Below are 21,933 nucleotides of genomic sequence, written 5' to 3'. Positions count from 1 at the left end.
GCCACTCGTCACCCGAGAGCAAGCTCTCTGTGCTACCGTCCGACTTGCATGTGTTAGGCCTGCCGCCAGCGTTCAATCTGAGCCATGATCAAACTCTTCAATTTAAGTTTGATTTGCTTACAACAAGTGTAAGCGGTGCTCATCTGTAAAACGTCATAATGAATTTCATTATGTGTTCACTCGTGAGGCTTTGATATTTTTTACGTCCGGAGACGCTGATATCAATCCTGCGAGTGCCCACACAGATTGTCTGATAAATTGTTAAAGAGCAGTGCGAACAGTGCGTTAGCGTCCTGTCGCGAGGTGGCGTATATTACGCTTTCCTCCTGCAGAGTCAACCTCTATTTCAGAAGTTTTTCTCCGGCGGCGCAGTCTCCTGTGCCTCTCAACCCGTTTCCCGTTGCCGGTGTGCCGTGTCGATGGAGGCGCATTATAGGGAACGGCTCAGATAGCGCAAGTGCAAATTGAGACTTTTTTGCTGTTCGTCTGAAATTTGCACAAAAGCGCCGTTTTAGCCCTGTTTAATGCGTGCTGGCAGCCCTGCCAGGCTATTAATCACCCAGTCTGCTGCAGCTTCACCTTCAGCCGTGACGGGTTTACCGCTACGCACCAGTACTTTGGTGCCTACGCCCGCAGCCTTTCCTGCCAGCATATCTTCCAGCTTGTCGCCCACCATATAAGAAGCAGCCATATCAATATGCAGCTCTTCCTGTGCGGTCAGCAGCATACCGGGCTGTGGCTTACGGCAATCACATTCCTGACGGAACTCTTCTACAGTTGCTTCGGGATGGTGAGGACAGAAATAGATGCCATCAAGGTCGACATCGCGATCGGCCAGTGACCAGTCCATCCACTCTGTCAGACGCATAAAGGTATCTTCGGTAAACATACCGCGCGCTATGCCAGACTGATTAGTCACGACTACCAGCGCATATCCCATTGCCTTCAGTTGCTGCAGCGCTTCAATCGTGCCGTCAATAAACTGGAAGTCATCGATCTCATGAACATAGCCACTGTCGACATTGAGGGTGCCATCACGATCAAGAAAAATAGCGGGGACTTTATTCGCCACGTAGAAACTCCTGCTGTAAAAATTGCCGATCAGTATCGCATGATTGCTATAAAAGGGAGAATGTCAGATTGAATCACTTCCATTGATTCAGACGTCTGGATGCCTTAACATCCATTCAGCTTTTATAGCGATTAAAAGTGACGAGGCTTCCCACACCACGGACAACGCAACACGATAATTAATAACATAATGATTAAACTAGAAAATATTACTAAGGTGTTTCAGCAGGGCTCGCGGACTATTCCGGCATTAACGGATGTCAGCCTGCACGTGCCTGCCGGACAGATTTATGGCGTTATCGGTGCTTCCGGTGCCGGTAAAAGTACATTGATTCGTTGTGTGAATCTGCTGGAGCGCCCTACTTCGGGTCGCGTACTGGTCGACGGAGCCGATCTGACTGCACTTAATGAACGTCAGTTAACCCAGGCGCGCCGCCAGATTGGCATGATCTTCCAGCACTTTAACCTGATGAACTCACGCACCGTCGCGGGCAATGTTTCTCTGCCACTGGAACTCGGTAATCTATCGCGCGCCCAGATCAACGCTCGTGTCACTGAGCTGCTGGAACTGGTGGGATTGTCCGATAAGCATGATGCCTGGCCTGCAAATCTCTCGGGCGGTCAGAAGCAGCGTGTCGCAATTGCCCGTGCGCTGGCCAGTAATCCTAAGGTTCTGCTGTGTGATGAAGCCACCAGCGCACTGGATCCTGCTACAACCCGCTCTATTCTGGAGTTGCTGAAAGATATCAACCGCCGCCTTGGACTGACGATTCTCCTGATTACTCATGAGATGGATGTGGTGAAACGCATCTGCGATCAGGTTGCGGTCATCAGTCACGGTGAGCTGATCGAGAAAGACAGCGTCAGTGAAGTGTTCTCACACCCTAAGACGCCGCTGGCGCAGCAGTTTATTCAGTCCACACTGCATCTGGATATCCCGGATGATTATCAGCAGCGTCTTTCTGCCACCGCCGCTGAAGGCACCGTTCCCCTGTTGCGGCTGGAATTCACCGGAAAATCGGTTGATGCGCCGCTGCTTTCTGAAGCGGCTCGCCGTTACAACGTGAATAACAACATTATCAGTGCCCAGATGGATTACGCCGGTGGTGTGAAGTTCGGCATTATGCTGGCCGAAATGCACGGCGCAGAAAGCGATGCGCGCGAGGCGATAGCCTGGCTGAAGGAGAATCATGTGAAAGTAGAGGTGTTAGGTTATGTCTGAAGCGATGATGTGGTTGCTGGGACGGGGCGTGTGGGAAACGCTGATGATGACCTTCGTCTCTGGCTTTTTCGGCTTTGTACTGGGCCTGCCGGTCGGCGTTTTACTTTATGTCACCCGTCCAGGGCAGATTCTGCAGAATCAGGGGCTATACCGCGTGCTCTCCGCGCTGGTGAATATATTCCGCTCCATTCCTTTCATTATCTTACTGGTCTGGATGATTCCTTTTACCCGCGTTATCGTCGGCACCTCAATCGGGCTGCAGGCAGCCATCGTGCCGCTGACCGTTGGCGCTGCACCGTTTATTGCGCGTATGGTTGAAAATGCCTTGCTGGAGCTTCCAACCGGCCTGATTGAGGCGTCACGTGCCATGGGCGCAACGCCAATGCAAATCGTCCGTAAGGTCCTGCTGCCAGAAGCGATGCCGGGCCTGGTGAATGCAGCCACCATTACCCTGATTACGCTGGTCGGTTACTCCGCAATGGGTGGCGCAGTGGGTGCCGGTGGTCTGGGTCAGATCGGCTATCAGTATGGTTATATCGGATACAACGCTACGGTGATGAATACGGTATTGGTGTTGTTAGTGGTTTTGGTGTATCTCATTCAATTCTGTGGCGACCGCATCGTGCGTGCAGTGTCCCATAAGTAAGCCAGTAATCTCACATTATTAAGAAGGAAAGGATATGTCTTTCAGATTCAAAAAAATTGCCGCTGTGGGTGCACTGATTGGCGCGATTGCGCTGGCAGGATGCGATCAAAAAGAGAAAGACGCTAACCACATTAAAGTGGGCGTCATTGTCGGTGCTGAGCAGCAGGTCGCTGAAGCCGCACAGAAAGTGGCTAAAGATAAGTATGGTCTGGACGTTGAGCTGGTCACGTTTAACGACTACGTGCTGCCGAATGAAGCGCTGAGCAAAGGCGATATCGACGTTAATGCCTTCCAGCACAAACCGTATCTGGATCAGCAGATCAAAGATCGTGGTTACAAGCTGGTTTCAGTGGGTAACTCTTTCGTCTACCCAATCGCGGGCTATTCGAAGAAGATCAAGTCACTGGATGAGCTGCAGGATGGCGCGCAGGTTGCTATTCCGAACGACCCGACCAACCTGGGTCGTACGCTGCTGCTGCTGCAGAAAGTCGGTCTGATCAAACTGAAAGATGGCGTGGGCTTGCTGCCAACCTCACTGGATATCACTGAGAATCCTAAGCATCTGAAAATTGTTGAGCTGGAAGCGCCACAGCTGCCGCGCTCATTAGACGATCAGCAGATCGCGCTGGCCGTAATCAATACCACTTACGCCAGCCAGATTGGCCTGACCCCGGCTAAAGATGGCATTTTCGTCGAAGATAAAGATTCACCTTACGTGAACCTGATTGTTGCCCGCGAAGATAATAAAGATGCGGAAAACGTGAAGAAGTTCGTTCAGGCTTACCAGTCTGACGAAGTGAACGAAGCCGCTAACAAAATCTTTAACGGCGGCGCGGTCAAAGGCTGGTAATTCAGCTATTCATCTCCTCAAGGGCGGCGCTATGTCGCCCTTTCTGTTATTGGGTACCCTGCCCGACTTGTTATTTATTCCCGTCCTTGTTTCAATAACGCCACTTTTTGAAACCTGAGGATGTTGCCATGCGTTTTTTACCGCTCTGCTTGTTAGCATTGATGCTGACAGGGTGTGTTCATGAGTATCACCCGATAAGCAGCGCACCGTCCCGGCCGCAGCAATCCAGCCAACCGACCCGCAAACCAGTGGTACGACCCGCCCCGGTTAAGCTCTATACCGATGCCGCCGATCTGGTCAGCAAACCGTTCCGCGATCTGGGTGAAGTCTCCGCTGAAGATTGCCAGATCAGTAATCAGAACTCCCCAGCCAACATCGCCACAGCACGTAAACGTCTGCAGATTAAAGCCTCACAGATGAAAGCCAATGCGGTGCTGCTGCATCAGTGTGAAATCGTCACCGGCACGCCGGGCTGCTATCGTCAGGCCGTCTGCCAGGGTTCAGCGTTGAAAGTCAGCAATCAATGAGTGAATTCGCCTTTGCGCAAATTGGGGTAATCCGTTCACCGTGGAAAGAGAAGTTTGCCGTGCCGCGCCAGCCAGGTCTGGTGCAGGATGGCGGCGGCGAACTTCATCTGCTGCCCCCCTACAATCAGCCGGAAGCCGTTCGCGGGCTGGAAGACTTCAGTCACCTCTGGCTGCTGTTTGTCTTCCATCAGACGATGGCAGGCGGCTGGCGTCCTACGGTTCGCCCTCCCCGGCTGGGCGGCAATGCGCGCATGGGTGTTTTTGCGACACGTTCAACGTTCCGTCCCAATCCCATTGGCATGTCGCTGGTTGAACTGAAAGGGATCAGGATTGAAAAAAAGCAGGTGATCCTGCAGCTTGGCAGTCTGGATCTGGTCGATGGCACGCCGGTTGTAGATATCAAACCTTATCTGCCCTTTGCCGAAGCGCTGCCCCATGCAAAGGCCGGGTTTGCCCAGGCGGCACCGGCGGCGGATATGCCGGTTCGCTTCTCCGTACTGGCCCAGCAGCAGCTTCAGCAGCAGTCGCGCTACCCTAATCTCGCACGCTTTATCAGTGAGGTGCTGGCACAGGACCCTCGTCCCGCTTACCGTCAGGGTGAAGCGCAGGAACGGGAATATGCGGCCTGGCTGATGGATTTTAATGTACGCTGGCGCATTGACGATGCCGGTACTGAAGTGATCGCTATCGACCCGCGTTAAAACCCGCTTTTGAGCCGGTGATCTCACTGGTACACTAGCCGCCAGCAAAATTCTGTCTGTGACTTTCCGATCAACTGGAACCGTAATCAATGCGTACTACTCAATATCTGCTCTCTACTCAGAAAGAGACGCCTTCCGACGCTGAAGTGATCAGCCACCAGCTGATGCTGCGCGCCGGTATGATCCGCAAACTGGCTTCTGGCTTGTACACCTGGTTACCAACCGGTGTTCGCGTGCTGAAGAAAGTCGAAAACATCGTGCGCGAAGAGATGAACAACGCGGGCGCGGTTGAGATTTTAATGCCGGTTGTGCAGCCCGCCGACCTGTGGCAGGAGAGCGGTCGCTGGGAGGAATATGGCCCGGAACTGTTACGTATTGCCGATCGCCACGAGCGTCCTTTCGTGCTGGGTCCGACGCATGAAGAAGTAGTCACTGACCTGATCCGCAATGAGCTGAGCTCTTATAAGCAACTGCCGCTCAACCTGTATCAGATTCAGACCAAATTCCGTGATGAAGTGCGTCCACGTTTTGGCGTGATGCGTTCACGCGAGTTCATCATGAAAGATGCTTACTCGTTCCATGTTTCACAGGAATCGCTGCAGGAAACGTATGATGCGATGTATCGCGCCTATAGCCAGATCTTCAGCCGTATGGGCCTGGATTTCCGTGCCGTTCAGGCCGACACCGGCTCCATCGGCGGCAGCGCATCACATGAGTTCCAGGTGCTGGCTCAGAGCGGTGAAGATGATGTGATCTTCTCTACCGATTCTGATTACGCCGCCAACATTGAGCTGGCCGAAGCCGTCGCCCCCGCCGGTGAACGTGCCGCGCCGTCGCAGGAGATGCAACTGGTCGGGACGCCAGACGCAAAAACCATCGCGGAGCTGGTTGAGCAATTCAGTGTGCCTGTTGAAAAGACAGTGAAAACGCTGATTGTTAAAGGTGCGGAAGAGAGCGGTCATGCACTGGTTGCCCTGCTGATTCGCGGCGATCATCAGCTGAATGAGATCAAAGCAGAGAAGTCAGCAATCGTTGCATCCCCACTGGTATTCGCGACGGAAGAAGAGATTCGCGCCGCAGTGGGAGCCGGACCGGGTTCCATTGGACCAGTAGGCCTGCAGATGCCAATCATTGCTGACCGTACCGTGGCGAAGATGAGCGACTTCAGCGCCGGTGCCAACGTCGATGGTAAGCATTACTTCGGCATTAACTGGGCGCGCGATCTGCCGCTGGCCAGCGTTGCAGATATCCGTAACGTGGTCGAAGGCGATTTAAGCCCGGATGGCAAAGGTACGCTGCAGATTAAACGCGGCATCGAAGTCGGTCACATCTTCCAGCTCGGCACCAAGTATTCTGATGCGCTGAAAGCCTCCGTTCAGGGTGAAGATGGCCGTAATCAGGTGATGAGCATGGGCTGCTACGGCATCGGCATCACCCGCGTGGTTGCCGCAGCCATTGAGCAGAACCATGACGATCGCGGCATCATCTGGCCAGCCGCACTGGCACCGTTCGAGGTGGCGATTCTGCCGATGAATATGCAGAAATCGTTCCGCGTTAAAGAGCTGGCGGAAGAGCTGTATGCCACCCTGCGAGCCAGGGGCGTTGACGTTATCCTGGATGACCGTAAAGAGCGTCCGGGCGTGATGTTCGCAGATATGGAACTGATCGGTGTGCCACACACCATCGTCATCGGCGACCGCAATCTCGATAATCAGGAGATTGAATACAAATCACGTCGCGCCGGTGAGAAGCAGATGATTAAGCAGGATGAAATCGTTGATTTCCTGCTAAAGGCTCTGAATAAGTAAGCTTTGAAGGAATGGTCAGATGCCTCGCTTGTGGGGCGTCTGACAGCCGAAGAGTTTGCCCGGTTGCTTTGAGACCGGGCCTGCTCAGGAAACACGGTCAGATCGGAAAGTCGCAAAAGCTGTCATCCATGACATGCCCGGCCCGCGCGATTACGCACCTCATCCATGAGGTGCGCCCTAACCGGGCCAACGCATGGCGTTTTTTTCCGGGCGGCGGGACGCTTTCCTCTTCTGACCGTGTTTCCTGCGCCCTGAGCTTATTCGTTAGTGCCAGATTCACGCTGGTCTGGTTGATCAGCACCGAAATGCCCCGCCTGCGGGGCGTTTTTTATTGCACCCTGCCGCGCATCGCTTTCGTCGAACTGCGTCGCGCTTTTCCTTCCAGACGCCGCTCTTTCGACGCGCGGGTCGGGCGCGTGGCGCGCCGGGCTTTTTCGACGGTGCTCAGCTCCCGGATCAGATTGACCAGACGCTGCAATGCCGCTTCGCGATTCATCTCCTGACTACGATACTCCTGCGCCTTGATCACCACCACGCCCTCACCGGTAATCAGATGATGGCTGGCGGTGAGCAGTCGCTCTTTATAAAACGCAGGCAGTGAAGAGGCCGCAATATCGAAGCGCAGATGAATGGCAGTACTGGCTTTGTTGACATGTTGTCCGCCCGCCCCCTGGGCACGAATCGCCGTCAGCTCGATCTCACTCTCCGGAATCTCAACCGAACGGGATAGCATAATCATTAGCGCGCTCCCCACACCTTAATCACGTTGACCTCCAGTAACCTGTTCATCAAATTAACCTTTTGTGCTCTGATTCATTCCGCCTGAGACAGCGGAACCTGTCACTTTAGCAGTGATTCGCGCACTGATCCTGCTTTACGCAGGCTGATTTCCTCTAAATGGCTATGATATAGTCGCCAGTTAACCAGAGTATTTACGCTCTGCTGAGGAGGGCCACGTGCAAAATTATTGTGAGTTAGTTCGCCGGAAATATGCCGAAATCGGCAGCGGGGATTTAGGTTACATTCCGGATGCGATTGGCTGCGCATTAAAGGCGCTTAATGATATTGCCGCAAATACTGAGCTAAACTCTTCTGTCAGGGAACAGGCGGCTTACGCCGCTGCTAACTTATTGGTGAGCGACTATGTTGATAAATGAAGCGTACCAACCTATCAATTGCGATGATTACGATAATCTGGAGCTCGCCTGCCAGAACCAATGGATGCTGTCGCTGGAAATGAAAGATGGCGAGCAGCTCAAGGCAAAGGCTAAAGATATCTTTTCACGCAAGAATGTGGAATATCTGGCTATCGATCTTTCCGGTGAGCATCGCGAATTACGTCTCGATCATATCGCCAGCTTTACCCACCCCGAACTGGGCACGGTCGTAGTCAGTGCAGAGTAATCCACGCATTCAGGGCGGGACCTTCCCGCCCTGTTAAACGTCAGGGCTGTAACGAACCGTAGTACGCCGCCAGATCCGCCATATCGCTATCGCTTAATCCCGCTACAAACGCCTTCATGACCTCAGCCTGACCGCCACTGCGTTCACCCTTTTTGTACGCCTGCAAAGCATGCTCCAGATAAGAAGCGTGTTGTCCGGCCAGGTTTGGGTAGAGTGGCACCGCCGCTTTGCCCGCTGCGCCATGACACGCTGTGCAACTGGCCGCTTTTTCTGCGCCGCGCTGCGCATCACCCGCCGCCCATGCTGGTAACACGGCGGCCGCTAAACAAACGATAAGCCATTGCTTCATTGTTATTGTTCTCATGCGCGGGATGCCCTGTCCCAGACTATCTGCCAGCCCTGCTGATCACTGGCCACGCCAGCATGAGTGACAAAGAGATTCGGCACACAGACCAGCGTCTGGTTATAAAAAATTAACGGCAGCCGTTCTCGCTGCCACGGCGGTATCTGTAACTCCTGCCACAGCTTTTTCATTTCTCTTCCGCCATTGCGGCCCACCAGATGGACGTGACCCTGCGCATGGAACCGCACGCTAATCTGCTCATGCAGCAGAGGATAGCGCAAAAGGCTCTGCGACATGCTGGCACGCAGCGTGCCGAGGTTCTGCGGTAACGGCAGCGGCTGGCGGATATCGGGCCATGCCAGTTCGGTGTCGCGCAGTGACGTGAATAACGGCAGCCAGTAGAGTTGCTGACGGAAACGACGCAATTCAGCCTGACCGAATCGCAGCCGGGGCTGCGCATCTTCCCGGCTCGCTATCACTTCATCGCGAATACGCTTCAGCGCTTCACGTGAGGGCATCGTCCCACCCTGTCCGGCGATCCAGCGGCGCAATAACGCGTTAGCGCGCAGCGTGCTCATGTTCATTAAAGGTAGAAAATAGAGGCTGCCGTCAGGCTGGATCAGCTCGGCCAGTTGCCCTGCGAGCAGTTCATCCAGCAACTGCTCCTGCTCACTGCACAATGCCGCACTTCGGGCCGTTGCCTCGGCAAAATGAGGCCAGCGCTGATTAAGCTCAGGCAGCAGCCGCTGGCGAAAGAAGTTACGATCGTAGCGAAGATCCTGATTACTCTCGTCGTCTATCCACACCAGCTGATGGACGTCGGCGTAAGCTTCCAGCGACTGTCGCGACTGATTCAGCAGCGGACGCATCAGCTGATGCATACCCAGCATGCGCGATGAAGGCATTGCCGCCAGACCGGCCGGACCACTGCCACGCTTTAGCGCCAGCAGAAATGTTTCACACTGATCGTCGAGGTGCTGCGCGGTAAGCAATATCTCTCCCGGCTTGAGCGCGGCGCTCAGCGCCTGATAACGGGCAGTGCGGGCGGCGGCCTCAATTCCGTTTCCCCTGCCATCCACCGTCACGCGCAGCACATCACATCTCAGCTGCCACTTTTCGCATATCGTCCGGCAATGGGCGGCCCATGCATCGGCATTCGGGCTAAGACCGTGATGCACATGCAACGCCCGCAGGCATGACTGAGGATGCTGCTGCTGCCAGCCGCGAAGCTGATGCAACAGCACCGTTGAATCGAGTCCGCCGCTGAATGCGACTACCAGCGCGGCATCAGGTTGCAACAGGGCGTCAAAAGCAGGCAAAGACATAGCGGCATCCGAAAAACCGGGCCACTGAATGTCGCCCGCTGAGCGCGCTATTTTACGCCTGATAAAGCTCCAGCGGCAAACCATCCGGATCGGCAAAGAACGTACACTGTTTACCGGTCAGTTCATCGATTCGAATCGGCTCGCAGACAACGCCTTTATCAGCCAGCGTCGCAACGGCAGCAGCTACATCCGGCACGGTAAAGGCCAGATGACGCAAACCACACGCCTCGGGATGACTGACGCGTGCTGGCGGCTCGGGAAAAGAGAACAGCTCAATGGTATAGCGATCCTGTAAGGCCAGGTCACCTTTCCAGGAATCGCGCGCCTCGCGGTAAACTTCGCCCATCAGACGAAAGCCGAGTACGTCACAATAGAACGCTTTGCTGCGCTGATAGTCGGACGCGATGATGGCAATGTGGTTAATAGCGGTTAACTGCAACATAGTGAATTTCCTGATTCAGGGAGGCTGTCCGCAGACCGCCTGCCGCTGATAGTCATTTAAAGGGTTAAGCGAGGTCGTTTTTCAGTACGCGGACGCGATACTCGCCCTCTTCCGTCAGGCTGGCACCGTGAATATCGGTTTCGAAGCCCGGGTAGTGTCGGCCGATGCTACACAGCATCAGCAGAAAATCGAGCACCGCACGGCTCTTTTCGGTAATCATCTCGCCCGGCATCACCAGCGGAACGCCCGGCGGATAAGGCAGGATCATGTTGGCCGATACCCGCCCGACCAGTTCGCTGAGGTCCACCGTTTCGATGTTGCCCTTCACCTGCTGCTGAAACGCCTGATGCGGCGTCATCTTCATTTCGGGCAGGACATCAAACGCCTGCAGCATCAGACGCGGCAGATCGTGATGGCGGATCAACTGATGGATTCCCTGCGCAAGCGTCTGGATGCGCATATTGCGATAAAAGTCGGGATCTTCAGCATAGAGATCCGGCAGCATGTTTTTCACCCGCAGATTGAGATCGTAGGCGCGTTTAAACTCGGTCAGACCGCGCAGCACGCTCATCGCTTTGGTTTTGTCGATGCCGATACTAAACAGGAACAGCAGGTTATAGGGGCCGGTTTTCTCCACTACAATCCCGCGCTCATCGAGAAACTTCGCTACCAGCGCTGCGGGGATCCCCTCTTTTGCCATCTCACCCAGCTCGCTCATACCTGGCGTCAGGATGGTAACTTTGATCGGATCGAGGTACATGTGATCGCGATCGGCCTGCGTAAATCCGTGCCACTCTTCTTCGCCGGGCTGGATCGCCCAGCATTGCGCTTCATCAATCTGTTCCGGCTGCCAGATATCGAAGAACCAGCTGTCAGACTCTTCGCGCAGGCGCTGGATTTCCCGACGGAAATGCAAGGCGCGTTCCACCGAGCGATTGATCAACCGTTTACCGGGATTACCGCGCAGCATGGCGGCAGCGGTTTCAATTGAGGAGACAATAGCGTAATTGGGCGAGGTGGTGGTGTGCATCATGTAGGCTTCGTTAAACGTCTGTTCGTCGTAGTCGCCTTTAATATGAATCATGGAGGCCTGCGAGAACGCTGCCAGCAGTTTGTGGGTCGATTGCGTCTCGTATACCACCTTGCCCGGAATACGATCGCCACTCATGCCGCTTTTACCGGCATAAATCGGATGGAAATTGGTGTAAGGCACCCAGGCCGAATCGAAATGAATCGACGGCACATCCAGCGTCTCTTTGATATACTGGGTGTTGTAGAGCAGCCCATCGTAAGTGGAGTTGGTGATCACCGCATGCACCGGCCAGGTGGCGCGATCGGTGGTCGCGACCTTCTGCGTAATGCTCTCGCGGGTGAACTCCTGCTTCGGGATACCGCCGAGAATCCCCAGCGCATTGCGGGTCGGCTTCAGCCAGATCGGGACCAGATCGCTCATCATCAGCAGATGAGTCAGAGACTTGTGGCAATTTCGGTCGATCAATACGGTGCTGCCCGCCGGTGCCGCATACATGCCGACAATTTTATTCGAGGTCGAGGTGCCATTGGTCACCATATAACTCTGTTCGGCGCCAAACGTGCGTGCGATGTATTCTTCCGCTTCAAGGTGCGGGCCGGTGTGATCCAGCAGCGAACCCAGCTCGGTCACTGAAATAGAGATGTCCGACTTCAGCGTATTGGCCCCGAAGAAATCGTAGAACAGGCAACCCACCGGGCTTTTCTGAAACGCAGTGCCCGCCATATGGCCCGGCGTACAGAAGGTATACTTGCCCTCTTTCACATAGGTGAACAGCGCTTTGGTCAGCGGCGGCGTGATGTGGTCAAGATAGTCATCGGTATACTGCCGGATATGCAGCGCGATATCGTCGGCGGCATTCAGTGCATACTCAAAAAAGTGCAGTGGCATGCGCATCTCATTGATGCTGATGTCCATCTGTGAGTGGGTATTGATAAAGGCATACAGCGGCAGGTATTCGTTGAGCTGATTAATCTCGCCGCACAGTTCCGGACTGTTGTGCGCGTCCCAGTCGAAGATCACGCCGCTGATTCGCGGATTGTGTTCGATCAGCTTCAGCAGATCGTCACTGCTTTTCGGGTAAAGCAGCTGGAAGCCTTGCAGATTTAACGCCGCGTCGAGTTCGCGTAACGGTTCATCTTTATAAAACACGCCGTGCGCGCCCATGATCGCCAGAATATTCAATGCCCCTCTCCCTGATTGTTGTGGAACCGGACAAGCATAACCGCTAACTCAGGGAAGGTGTAGCAAGGGGACGATCAGATGAGGCTGAAAGGCGTCAGACCGCGTGTGAGGGCTGAACTGGCGGTATAAAAAAGCGGACCGAAGTCCGCTTTTATGGATGAGCTAAAATCAGGCGTAGCCGTAGCTCATCAGACGCTGATAACGACGATCCAGCAGCTCTTCGGTGGTTAATCCATCGAGGTCGGCCAGGTCAGCCAGCAGCTGCTGCTTGAGTGACTGCGCCATATCCACCGGACGGCGATGTGCGCCACCCAGCGGCTCAGGGATCACGGAGTCAATCAGCTTCAGCTCTTTCAGACGGTGAGCGGTAATACCCATCGCTTCCGCGGCCAGCGGCGCTTTGTCAGCACTTTTCCACAGAATGGAGGCACAGCCTTCCGGCGAGATGACCGAATAGGTGCTGTACTGCAGCATATTCACTTTATCACCCACGCCAATCGCCAGCGCACCACCGGAACCGCCTTCACCGATGACCGTGCAGATCACCGGCACTTTCAGGCCAGACATTTCACGCAGGTTGCGGGCAATCGCTTCAGACTGCCCACGCTCTTCCGCGCCCACGCCCGGATATGCACCCGGTGTGTCGATGAAGGTGATGATTGGCATTTTGAAACGTTCAGCCATCTCCATCAGGCGCAGCGCTTTGCGATAGCCTTCCGGTGCGGGCATGCCGAAGTTGCGACGAATCTTCTCTTTGGTTTCACGGCCTTTCTGGTGCCCGATGATCATCACCGGACGTCCATCAAGACGCGCAATCCCGCCGACAATCGCTTTGTCATCCGCATAAGCACGGTCGCCCGCCAGCTCGTCGAAATCGTCGAAAGCGTTGCGAACGTAGTCAAAGGTGTAAGGACGTAAAGGATGACGTGCCAGTTGGGCAATCTGCCATGCACCCAAATCGGCGAAGATTTTACGGGTCAGCTCAACGCTTTTCTCACGCAGACGCTGAACTTCTTCATCCAGATTAACGTGTTTATCATCCTGACGACCAATTGAGGTCAGCGAATCAATCTTCGCTTCCAGTTCTGCAATTGGCTGTTCAAAATCCAGGTAATTAAGACTCATAATGTTCCTGTTCTAGTCAAACTCCAGTTCCACCTGCTCCGATCCAATCAACGAGCGCAGATCGTTAAGTAAACGATCGCTGGGCGAAATACGCCACGCTGCACCAAAGCGCAGCTTCGCTCGCGCGTCGGCTCTCTGATAGTAGAGATGCACCGGAATAGTCCCTGATCGATGGGGTTCCAGGGACTGACGGAGTCGGTTTAATAGCTGGTCATCAATTTGCCTGTCCGTCAGCGAGATAGCAAGTCCGCGCGCGTATTTTTCGCGAGCTTCGTCGATGTCCATGACTTCACGCGCGGTCATTTTAAGTCCACCACTGAAGTCATCAAAGCTGACCTGTCCGCTGACGATCAGGATTCGGTCTTTCTCCAGCAACTGCTGGTATTTATCTAACGCATCGGTAAATAACATCACCTCAAGACGACCGGAGCGATCGTCCAGAGTACAGATACCAATTCGGTTGCCGCGTTTGGTCACCATTACCCGTGCGGCGATCACCAGACCGGCCGCCACGGTAATTTTACCCCGATCGGTAGGATGCATATCTTTCAGCCGCACCCCGCCAACGTAACGCTCAATTTCTTTCAGATACTGATTAATCGGGTGGCCGGTCAGGTATAACCCCAGCGTTTCCCGTTCACCATCCAGCTGCACCTGCTCGGGCCACGGCGTGACGCTGGCGTACGATTTCTCAACCTGCTCCGGCTCTTCTGCCAGCACGCCAAACATATCCGCCTGACCAATCGCTTCCGCTTTCGCGTGCTGGTCGGCCGCTTTCAGCGCGTCGCTGAGTGCACTCATCAGCGCGGCGCGATGCGGTCCGAGGCGATCAAAGGCCCCGGACATGATCAGTTTCTCCATCACCCGACGGTTGATCTTTTTGGTATCGGTACGGGCGCAGAGATCAAACAGCTCGCGGAAATAGCCGCCTTCGTTACGGGCGTCGATGATCGCTTCGATCGGACCTTCGCCCACGCCTTTGATCGCGCCTATGCCGTACACGATCTCGCCCGCTTCGTTAACGTGGAACGGATAGAGACCGGAGTTAATATCGGGCGGCAGAACTTTAAGCCCCATCCGCCAGCACTCATCGACCAGGCCGACCACTTTCTCGGTGTTGTCCATATCGGCGGTCATCACCGCCGCCATAAACTCAGCCGGATAGTGCGCTTTCAGCCACAGCGTCTGATAGGAGACCAGTGCGTAGGCCGCAGAGTGTGACTTGTTAAAGCCATAGCCTGCAAATTTTTCCACCAGATCGAAGATCTTCATCGACAGTTCGCCGTCGATGCCCATACTTTCGGCACCGTCGCGGAAGACTGAACGCTGCTTAGCCATCTCCTCGGGTTTCTTTTTACCCATGGCGCGACGCAGCATATCTGCGCCGCCCAGGGTGTAACCGGAGAGAACCTGGGCGATCTGCATCACCTGTTCCTGATAGAGGATGATGCCGTAGGTCGGCTCCAGCACTGGCTCCAGGCTTTCGTGCTGCCACTGGATATCGGGATAGGAGATCGCTTCGCGGCCATGCTTACGGTCGATGAAGTTATCTACCATGCCGGACTGCAGAGGGCCAGGACGGAACAGCGCCACCAGTGCGATCATATCTTCGAAGCAGTCCGGTTTAAGACGCTTAATCAGATCTTTCATGCCACGCGATTCAAGCTGGAACACCGCAGTGGTTTCCGAGCGCTGCAGCATATCAAAGCTTTTCTTATCATCCAGCGGGATCGCGGCGATATCGATCGGATCCAGTCCCTCTTTTTCCCGGCGCGGGTTGATCATCTTCAGTGCCCAGTCGATGATGGTCAGCGTTCGCAGTCCCAGGAAGTCGAACTTCACCAGGCCGGCATATTCCACATCATTTTTATCGAACTGGGTAACCGGGAACTGGCCGTGCTCATCGCAATAGAGTGGCGCAAAATCGGTAATTTTCGTTGGCGCAATGACCACGCCACCCGCATGCTTACCGGCGTTACGCGTAACCCCTTCCAGCTTGCGCGCCATGTCGATCAGCGCTTTAACCTCTTCATCTGCGTCATACATCGCAGGAAGTTGTGGTTCAGCAATAAACGCTTTTTCCAGCGTCATGCCGGGATCGGGCGGGATCAGTTTTGAAATGCGGTCAACGAAGCCGTAAGGATGCCCCAGCACGCGGCCCACATCGCGGATAACCGCTTTCGCTGCCATGGTACCGAAGGTAATAATCTGCGAAACCGCTTCACGTCCGTACATATCGGCGACGTGTTCAATCACCTGGTCACGTTTCTCCATGCAGAAGTCGACGTCGAAGTCTGGCATAGAGACACGTTCCGGGTTCAGGAAGCGTTCGAACAGCAGGTCAAATTCCAGTGGATCGATATCGGTGATTTTCAGCGCATAGGCCACCAGCGAACCCGCACCCGAACCACGGCCCGGTCCGACCGGCACGCCGTTATCCTTGGACCACTGGATGAATTCCATGACGATCAGGAAGTAGCCGGGGAATCCCATCTGGTTGATAACGTTGAGTTCAGTTTCCAGACGCTCATCATATTCCGGGCGTTTTTCCGCGCGCTCAGCCTGGTCAGGGAACAGGAAAACCAGACGTTCTTCCAGTCCCTCACGGGATTTCACCACCAGGTAATCTTCGGTAGTCATGTCACCGGTCGGGAACTGCGGCAGGAAGTACTCGCCGAGCCGGACCGTGACGTTACAACGCTTAGCAATCTCTACGCTGTTTGCCAGCGCTTCCGGGATGTCCGAGAACAGCTCGCACATCTCCTCTTCGCTGCGCATATATTGCTGAGGACTGTAGTTGCGCGGACGTTTAGGATCATCCAGCGTATAGCCGTCGTGAATCGCAACGCGAATCTCGTGCGCATCGAAATCTTCTGCGTTGATAAAGCAGACTTCATTGGTGGCGACGACCGGAATGCCCTCGGCAATCGCCAGTTCAACGGCGGCATGCAGATAGTTCTCTTCGTCCTGACGACCGGTGCGGATCAGCTCCAGATAGTAGCGATCGGGGAAATGCTGCTGGTAAAACGACAGACACTGCGAAACCAGGGCATTGTTGCCACGCAACAGGCTGCGGCCTACATCGCCACGCCGCCCGCCCGACAGCAGAATTAACCCTTCCTGCAACTCAATCAGCCAGTCGCGATCGATGATCGGTCCGTCCACGCCATAACCACGCTGATAGGCGCGGGAGATCAACAGCGTCAGGTTCTGGTATCCGGTATCACTGGACGCCAGCACGGTCAGCTGGGTCAGCTCATCCCCCATCAGCTCACTGGCAACATTGAAATCGGCACCAATGACTGGCTTTATCCCTGCGCTGTGTGCGCCACCGTAAAATTTCACCAGACCACACAGGTTAGTGAAATCGGTAATCGCGATAGCAGGCATGCCAAGGGCGGCCGCCTTCTTGATCAACGGCCCGGTTTTCGCCAGGCCATCAACCATCGAATAGTCACTGTGGACACGCAGATGTATAAAACGGGGTTCAGCCATATCAGTTTCCGGTTAAAACAGCGTCAGGCTATTAAAGCGTAAGGGTCTGGCGGGCAGCCAGTACTTCAGCGTCGAACAGCGCGTTGCGTACAGGCGCAAAACTGCGACGGTGGTGCGGCGTGGCGCCATACTGCGTCAGCTTTTCCATATGGAGCGCCGTCGGATAACCTTTGTGCTGCGCAAAACCATACTGCGGGAACAGCAGATCCAGCTCGGCCATTTCACGATCGCGCGACACTTTGGCGATGATGGAGGCTGCACTGATTTCGGCCACCAGGCTATCCCCTTTCACCACGGCCTGTGAAGGCACAGGCAACGCCGGACAACGATTACCATCAATCAGCACATAGTCAGGCTGGATACTCAGGCCAGCAACGGCACGCTGCATCGCCAGCATAGTGGCGTGCAGAATGTTGAGCTGATCGATCTCTTCCGGCTCTGCACGTCCCAGACTCCAGGCCAGCGCTTTCTCTTTGATTTCGTCATACAACGACAGGCGGCGCTTTTCCGACAGTTTCTTGGAGTCAGCCAGGCCGGTAATCGGATTAGCCGGGTCGAGGATGACTGCAGCAGTGACGACCGCGCCGACCAGTGGACCGCGCCCCACTTCGTCCACACCGGCAATCAGTCTGGCGACAGGATAGATAAAATCAGGCATTTACCAGCTCCAGTACCGCATCCGCTGCCTGCTCATCGGCGTTCCAGCGGATCTGTTGATGTAATTCATGAAACGTCTGCAGCAGGGTTTCGCGCTCAGGCCCGGCATGCAGCAGCGGATCTAACGCCGCGGCCAGGGCTTCTGGCTGACACTCATCCTGCAGTAACTCTTTGACCAGCTCACGCCCGGCCAGCAGATTTGGTAGCGAGACATAAGGCGTTTTTACCAGCCGTTTCGCCAGCCAGTACGTGGCCGGCTTCATGCGATAACCGACGACCATAGGGCATTTTGCCAGCATGCACTCCAGTGCGGCAGTGCCTGACGCCAGGAGTGCGGCATCGCTCGCAATCATCGCCTCACGTCCCTGACCGTCCAGCAGATGCATCGGCAGTTCGGGAGCGACGTCAGCTTTAATTTTTTCAAACTGTTCGCGACGACGGGCATTAACCAGTGGCACCACGATTTCCAGTGCCGGATAGTGACGACGCAACAATTGCGCTGTTCTCAGGAAATCAGCGCTGAGCATTTCCACTTCTGCGCCCCGGCTGCCAGGCAGCAAAGCCAGACAGAGCGCATCATCGGCAATACCGAGATGACGGCGCGCAGCCTGCTTATCAGGTTGCAGCGGCATGGCATCCGCCATGGTGTGGCCGATAAAGCGACAGGGAACGTTATAGCGATCGTAGAAGGCTTTTTCAAACGGCAGGAAGGCCAGCACCAGATTGGTGTTACGGCCAATTTTAAACACGCGCTTTTGACGCCATGCCCACACCGAGGGACTGACATAGTGGATCGTGCGAATACCCGTGCGTTTAAGATTGCCCTCCAGCGTGATATTGAAATCGGGCGCATCAATCCCGACAAAGACATCGGGTCTGAGTTCGGTAAAACGCCGGGTGAGATCGCGGCGGATTGTCAGCAGACGTCGCAGGCGGCCCAGCACCTCAACAATGCCCATCACCGCCAGTTCTTCCATCTCATACCAGGCTTCACACCCTTCCGCCTGCATCAATGGCCCCGCCACACCGACAAAGCGTGCATCAGGATGACGGGCTTTCAGGGCACGAATCAGACCTGCACCAAGAATATCGCCGGAGGTTTCTCCGGCGACCAGGGCAATCGTTAGAGGACGCGCTGACATGGATTAACGAATTAACCCACGGGTTGAACGGGTGAAGAAGTCGTAGAAAGGCTGCACTTCGCTGTGCTGCTGCGCGATGGCTTCGATTTCCGGCTTCACTTCTTCCAGCGTTCTGCCGCTGCGGTAGAGCAGCTTGTAGGCGTTGCGAATCGCGTGCAACGACTCTTTGCTGAAGCCACGGCGCTTAAGGCCTTCGATATTGATCCCGAACGGGGTAGCGTGGTTGCCCTGCGCAATAACGTAAGGCGGTACATCCTGTGCTACGCCGGAACAGCCACCAACCATCACGTGAGCACCGATGATGCACCACTGATGTACCGCTGTCATGCCGCCAATAATGGCGAAATCATCAACCGTCACATGACCACCCAGGGTGGCGTTGTTGGCGAAGATACAGCGGTTGCCAATCACGCAATCATGCGCAATGTGGACATTAACCATCAGCAGATTATCGCTGCCCACCGTGGTGACATGGCCACCCTGTGTGGTGCCGCGATGAATCGTCACGCTTTCACGGATGCGGTTGCGATCGCCGATCTCAACCCGTGTTGGCTCACCGGCATATTTCAGATCCTGATTCACTTCACCAATCGAGGCAAACTGATAGATCTGATTATCTTTACCGATACGCGTGTGGCCGTTCACCACAACGTGTGACTTCAGTACCGTTCCTTCACCGATTTCAACATTCGCGCCAATAAAGCAAAACGGGCCAATGTGAACGCGGGCGCCAATAACAGCGCCCTCTTCGATGACAGAACTGGGATGGATAGTGGCGGTTGGATCAATCACGAATTATGCCTCCCGGCTGCGGGCACACATCATGGTCGCTTCACAAACGATTTTCCCATCGACAGTCGCCACGCCTTTAAAGCGGGTCAGACCACGGCGGGTTTTCTCGAAAGTGACTTCCATGATCATCTGGTCGCCTGGTACCACAGGGCGCTTGAAGCGGGCACTGTCGATACCGGCAAAGTAATAGAGTTCACCTGGTTCCAGTTTACCTACGCTTTTAAACGCCAGAATACCGGTGGCCTGCGCCATCGCTTCCAGGATCAGAACGCCAGGAAAAATCGGTTTACCAGGGAAATGCCCCTGGAAAAACGGTTCATTAACAGAAACGTTCTTCACTGCACGCAGGTATTTGTGCTCTTCAAATTCCAGCACGCGGTCTACCAGCAGAAACGGATAGCGGTGCGGCAGCAGCTCTAAAATCTCTTCAATTTTCAGAGTATGAGTTTCAGTAGTCAAAATACTCTTCCTGTCCTAAAAATCTGATGACATCAATAACACGGCCTGCACAGATCAAAATGATCTTCCGCAGGCCGCAAATAGGTTCTGTGGCGCCGGGCTTCCCTGCTTAACATTTTTATTATGAAAGCCGGTCAGTTTTGGGATGGCGGTTAGTCGTCTTTGCCGACCTTGCGCTCGATGGCTTTTAAGCGTTTGCTCATGTCATCGATGTTCATCACCAGCGCTGCAGTTTTGCGCCAGGTTTTGTTGGGTTGCAGCGGAATGCCTGACGAATAGACACCAGGCTCTGTGATAGGACGCATGACCATACCCATACCGGTCACCGTTACTTTGTCACAGATTTCCATATGGCCGTTAATGACGCTGGCACCGCCAATCATACAGTAACGCCCAATTTTCAAACTACCCGCCATGATCACACCGCCTGCAACCGCAGTATTGTCGCCAATAACTACGTTGTGAGCGATCTGGCACTGGTTGTCTATGATAACACCATTGCCGATCAGAGTGTTATCAAGCGCACCGCGATCGATGGTGGTGCAGGCACCTATTTCGACGCGATCGCCGATAATTACCGCGCCTAACTGCGGGATTTTCACCCAGTTACCGCGATCGTTGGCATAGCCGAAACCATCAGAACCGATGACGGTACCTGACTGAATCAGACAATCCTGCCCGATTTCGATCTCGTGATATACAGAGACGTTAGCCCAGAGGCGGGTTCCGCTGCCAATACGGGTTTTTTTGCCAACAAAACATCCCGTACCAATGACGACGTTATCACCCAGCTCAACGTCCGCTTCAATCACCGCATTGGCACCAATGGCAACGTTATTGCCAAGTCGGGCTGAGGGATCGATGACTGCGCTGGGGGCGATATTCTGCGCCGGCTGTGGCGTGGTATCGAGTATTTGTGCCATACGCGCATAGGTCAGGTAGGGATTTTTGACTACCAGCGCTGCGGTTTTGCACCACTCCAGATCCGCTTCCGTCAGCACCACGGCTGAGGCCTTTATCAGGGCGAGTTGCTCGCGGTAACGGCTGTTTGCAAGAAAAGTGATTTGGCCAGTTGTGGCGGATTGCATAGAAGCAATGCCGGAGATGACGATATCGCCATCTCCGTGCAATTCTGCATCCAACTGCTGGGCTAAATCAGCCAGTCGAATAGATGACATGAATTATTTAACCTGTTTCAGCACGTCAGCAGTGATGTCTTTTGCGTTTGATGCATAAGCCACCGCGTTAGCGTCGATCACGACGTCGTAACCATCGCTGTCAGCGACTTTCTTCACGGCATCCTGAATACGGCTCAGCAGCTTGTTACGCTCTTCCATCTGACGACGGCGATTATCCTGCTCAAAAGCCTGCGCTTTTGAAGAGAAAGCTTCACGCTGAGACATGACATCTTTTTCCATACGGCTGCGTTCGCTGGCCTTCATGGTAGAACCGTCACGCTGCAGACGCTGCATTTTGGTTTGCAGATCGCGCTCCTGGCTCTGCAACTCAGTTGCACGGCCTTTGAACTCGTTTTCCAGCTGTTTAGCAACAGTCGCACGTTGCGGTAACTGTTGGAAAATGCTGGACACGTTTACCACTGCAATTTTGTCAGCAGCCTGAACACCAGCGGAGACCGCTAAAGCAAGACCCAGACCTGCGGCACACAACAACTTTTTCACTATAAACTCCTTACCATCAACGTTTGTGTC

Annotated in this window: 22 protein-coding genes and 1 rRNA gene; 8 read left to right on the top strand and 15 right to left on the bottom strand. The window is 54.6% G+C overall.

Annotated features, from left to right (window positions below):
• Both QSK07_RS07365 and gmhB read right to left on the bottom strand, forming a co-directional pair.
• A 16S ribosomal RNA gene (locus QSK07_RS07365) occupies nucleotides 1-104 on the bottom strand; the annotation flags it as partial.
• A 407-nt stretch (nucleotides 105-511) separates the two neighbouring features.
• A complete protein-coding gene (gene gmhB / locus QSK07_RS07360) occupies nucleotides 512-1,072 on the bottom strand; it encodes a D-glycero-beta-D-manno-heptose 1,7-bisphosphate 7-phosphatase (RefSeq protein ID WP_098051422.1) in 561 nt (186 codons plus the stop codon).
• A 189-nt stretch (nucleotides 1,073-1,261) separates the two neighbouring features.
• On the opposite strand from gmhB, the gene metN reads away from it, so the two are divergent.
• The 6 genes from metN (at nucleotide 1,262) to proS (ending at nucleotide 6,825) form a co-directional block, all read left to right on the top strand.
• On the top strand, nucleotides 1,262-2,293 hold the full coding sequence (gene metN, locus QSK07_RS07355; RefSeq protein ID WP_285721215.1) for a methionine ABC transporter ATP-binding protein MetN: 1,032 nt from the start codon (nucleotides 1,262-1,264) through the stop codon (nucleotides 2,291-2,293).
• A complete protein-coding gene (locus QSK07_RS07350; RefSeq protein ID WP_009091958.1) occupies nucleotides 2,286-2,939 on the top strand; it encodes a methionine ABC transporter permease MetI in 654 nt (217 codons plus the stop codon). Before metN ends, QSK07_RS07350 begins: the two co-directional genes overlap by 8 nt.
• A 34-nt stretch (nucleotides 2,940-2,973) precedes the next feature.
• Nucleotides 2,974-3,789 (top strand): MetQ/NlpA family lipoprotein, encoded by an 816-nt coding sequence (locus QSK07_RS07345; RefSeq protein ID WP_098051424.1) that lies wholly within the window; start codon nucleotides 2,974-2,976, stop codon nucleotides 3,787-3,789.
• A 128-nt stretch (nucleotides 3,790-3,917) separates the two neighbouring features.
• Complete coding sequence (gene rcsF, locus QSK07_RS07340; RefSeq protein ID WP_013356860.1) at nucleotides 3,918-4,316, top strand: envelope stress sensor lipoprotein RcsF; 399 nt, start codon at nucleotides 3,918-3,920, stop codon at nucleotides 4,314-4,316.
• Nucleotides 4,313-5,017, top strand: coding sequence for a tRNA (N6-threonylcarbamoyladenosine(37)-N6)-methyltransferase TrmO (tsaA, locus tag QSK07_RS07335; protein WP_275220654.1), 705 nt, complete (start codon nucleotides 4,313-4,315; stop codon nucleotides 5,015-5,017). The genes rcsF and tsaA overlap by 4 nt, the downstream gene beginning before the upstream one ends.
• 89 nt (nucleotides 5,018-5,106) lie before the next feature.
• The gene (gene proS / locus QSK07_RS07330) at nucleotides 5,107-6,825 is read left to right on the top strand and encodes a proline--tRNA ligase (protein ID WP_098051426.1); all 1,719 of its coding nucleotides are present in this window, start codon (nucleotides 5,107-5,109) and stop codon (nucleotides 6,823-6,825) included.
• A 328-nt stretch (nucleotides 6,826-7,153) separates the two neighbouring features.
• Here proS and arfB read toward each other — a convergent pair whose 3' ends face one another.
• Complete coding sequence (arfB, locus tag QSK07_RS07325; protein ID WP_033731644.1) at nucleotides 7,154-7,564, bottom strand: alternative ribosome rescue aminoacyl-tRNA hydrolase ArfB; 411 nt, start codon at nucleotides 7,562-7,564, stop codon at nucleotides 7,154-7,156.
• 217 nt (nucleotides 7,565-7,781) lie between these two features.
• Between arfB and QSK07_RS07320 the strand changes: the two genes are divergently transcribed.
• Together QSK07_RS07320 and rof are read left to right on the top strand one after the other, a co-directional pair.
• Complete coding sequence (locus tag QSK07_RS07320) at nucleotides 7,782-7,982, top strand: YaeP family protein (RefSeq protein WP_003852623.1); 201 nt, start codon at nucleotides 7,782-7,784, stop codon at nucleotides 7,980-7,982.
• Nucleotides 7,969-8,229, top strand: coding sequence for a Rho-binding antiterminator (rof, locus tag QSK07_RS07315; RefSeq protein ID WP_275220652.1), 261 nt, complete (start codon nucleotides 7,969-7,971; stop codon nucleotides 8,227-8,229). Before QSK07_RS07320 ends, rof begins: the two co-directional genes overlap by 14 nt.
• A gap of 40 nt (nucleotides 8,230-8,269) precedes the next feature.
• Here the strand turns inward: rof and QSK07_RS07310 are convergent, their stop codons facing one another.
• The 12 genes from QSK07_RS07310 to skp form a co-directional block, all read right to left on the bottom strand.
• Nucleotides 8,270-8,578 (bottom strand): c-type cytochrome, encoded by a 309-nt coding sequence (locus QSK07_RS07310; RefSeq protein ID WP_098051429.1) that lies wholly within the window; start codon nucleotides 8,576-8,578, stop codon nucleotides 8,270-8,272.
• Nucleotides 8,579-8,589: 11 nt separating this feature from the next.
• On the bottom strand, nucleotides 8,590-9,897 hold the full coding sequence (tilS, locus tag QSK07_RS07305; RefSeq protein WP_285721214.1) for a tRNA lysidine(34) synthetase TilS: 1,308 nt from the start codon (nucleotides 9,895-9,897) through the stop codon (nucleotides 8,590-8,592).
• A 52-nt stretch (nucleotides 9,898-9,949) separates the two neighbouring features.
• Nucleotides 9,950-10,339, bottom strand: a complete 390-nt coding sequence (locus tag QSK07_RS07300) for a VOC family protein (protein ID WP_285721213.1) — start codon at nucleotides 10,337-10,339, stop codon at nucleotides 9,950-9,952.
• Between the two features lie 64 nt (nucleotides 10,340-10,403).
• Nucleotides 10,404-12,554 carry a lysine decarboxylase LdcC gene (locus QSK07_RS07295; RefSeq protein WP_275220649.1) on the bottom strand — a complete coding sequence of 717 codons (2,151 nt, stop codon included), beginning with the start codon at nucleotides 12,552-12,554 and terminating at the stop codon, nucleotides 10,404-10,406.
• 168 nt (nucleotides 12,555-12,722) lie between these two features.
• On the bottom strand, nucleotides 12,723-13,679 hold the full coding sequence (gene accA, locus QSK07_RS07290; protein ID WP_013356851.1) for an acetyl-CoA carboxylase carboxyl transferase subunit alpha: 957 nt from the start codon (nucleotides 13,677-13,679) through the stop codon (nucleotides 12,723-12,725).
• A 12-nt stretch (nucleotides 13,680-13,691) separates the two neighbouring features.
• Entirely contained in the window at nucleotides 13,692-17,174 is a 3,483-nt protein-coding gene (gene dnaE, locus QSK07_RS07285) for a DNA polymerase III subunit alpha (RefSeq protein WP_285721212.1), read from the bottom strand.
• 31 nt (nucleotides 17,175-17,205) lie between these two features.
• Nucleotides 17,206-17,832: a ribonuclease HII gene (rnhB, locus tag QSK07_RS07280; RefSeq protein WP_275220648.1), complete on the bottom strand. Its 627-nt coding sequence runs from the start codon at nucleotides 17,830-17,832 to the stop codon at nucleotides 17,206-17,208.
• Complete coding sequence (gene lpxB, locus QSK07_RS07275; RefSeq protein WP_285721211.1) at nucleotides 17,825-18,973, bottom strand: lipid-A-disaccharide synthase; 1,149 nt, start codon at nucleotides 18,971-18,973, stop codon at nucleotides 17,825-17,827. The genes rnhB and lpxB overlap by 8 nt, the downstream gene beginning before the upstream one ends.
• Nucleotides 18,974-18,976: 3 nt before the next feature.
• Nucleotides 18,977-19,765 carry an acyl-ACP--UDP-N-acetylglucosamine O-acyltransferase gene (lpxA, locus tag QSK07_RS07270; RefSeq protein WP_013356847.1) on the bottom strand — a complete coding sequence of 263 codons (789 nt, stop codon included), beginning with the start codon at nucleotides 19,763-19,765 and terminating at the stop codon, nucleotides 18,977-18,979.
• Nucleotides 19,766-19,768: 3 nt separating this feature from the next.
• Nucleotides 19,769-20,224: a 3-hydroxyacyl-ACP dehydratase FabZ gene (gene fabZ / locus QSK07_RS07265; protein ID WP_003852639.1), complete on the bottom strand. Its 456-nt coding sequence runs from the start codon at nucleotides 20,222-20,224 to the stop codon at nucleotides 19,769-19,771.
• Between the two features lie 152 nt (nucleotides 20,225-20,376).
• The gene (gene lpxD / locus QSK07_RS07260) at nucleotides 20,377-21,402 is read right to left on the bottom strand and encodes a UDP-3-O-(3-hydroxymyristoyl)glucosamine N-acyltransferase (RefSeq protein WP_098051435.1); all 1,026 of its coding nucleotides are present in this window, start codon (nucleotides 21,400-21,402) and stop codon (nucleotides 20,377-20,379) included.
• Nucleotides 21,403-21,405: 3 nt separating this feature from the next.
• Nucleotides 21,406-21,903 (bottom strand): molecular chaperone Skp, encoded by a 498-nt coding sequence (gene skp / locus QSK07_RS07255; protein ID WP_003852644.1) that lies wholly within the window; start codon nucleotides 21,901-21,903, stop codon nucleotides 21,406-21,408.
• Nucleotides 21,904-21,933 lie beyond the last annotated feature (30 nt).

It is taken from the genome of Pantoea sp. QMID4 (assembly GCF_030270445.1).
Taxonomy (GTDB): Bacteria; Pseudomonadota; Gammaproteobacteria; order Enterobacterales; family Enterobacteriaceae; genus Pantoea; species Pantoea vagans.
Note: the sequence above shows the minus strand (reverse complement) of the source record. Positions and strands in the feature narration are given on the sequence as shown.